At 63.9% G+C, this 563-nt stretch carries 1 protein-coding gene; it reads left to right on the top strand.

All coding sequences use genetic code 11. The features are described from left to right. Positions 1 to 188 precede the first annotated feature (188 nt). On the top strand, positions 189 to 560 hold the full coding sequence (locus tag CSC66_RS17850) for a hypothetical protein (protein WP_162378652.1): 372 nt from the start codon (positions 189 to 191) through the stop codon (positions 558 to 560). Positions 561 to 563 lie beyond the last annotated feature (3 nt).

The raw sequence follows: 563 nt of genomic DNA, 5'->3' as shown, positions 1-563 counted from the left end.
AAGTGGATGGGGTGCGGGAAATCGTGCAGGACGGGCGCGAAGGCGAGGGGCCGCGCAGGGAGCGCCTGTCCGAGCTTCAAAACGAGGGGATTGTCCTTGGCCATGCCCAGTAAAAAGAGACTTCGCTCTTACAACGGCCTCGAGCGCCATGATGGTTTTTACAACCGTCATCAGAAGGGGAAGTCTCGATGAGCACTATAACCATGGGCGTGGATTTGGCGAAGAACCTGTTTTCCGTATGTGCGGTGGATGGCGCCGGACACGTGCAGCGGCGGCAGGATCTCGGGCGTGAAGCGTTTGCGCTGTGGCTGGCGCAGGTGCCGGCCGGCACCGTGGTGGCGCTGGAGGCATGCAGTGGCGCGCACCATTGGGCGCGGCGAAGATTGGAGGTCGGTCTGCTGGCCGGCAGGATGGGGACGCAGGGCGGAACGCAGTCCCGGAAGAGCCGCAGCGTGAAGAACGGCGGCAGCGAGGCCGGCGGGAGTGGCACGGCGGCAGGCAAGTGCAAGAAGAGTGATGCGGGGGTCAAGACGCTCGCGCAGAAGGAGAGGCTGATATAGCAC

The sequence above is a fragment of the Pseudoxanthomonas kaohsiungensis genome (assembly GCF_010211765.1).
Classification (GTDB): domain Bacteria; phylum Pseudomonadota; class Gammaproteobacteria; order Xanthomonadales; family Xanthomonadaceae; genus Pseudoxanthomonas; species Pseudoxanthomonas kaohsiungensis.
Note: the sequence above shows the minus strand (reverse complement) of the source record. Positions and strands in the feature narration are given on the sequence as shown.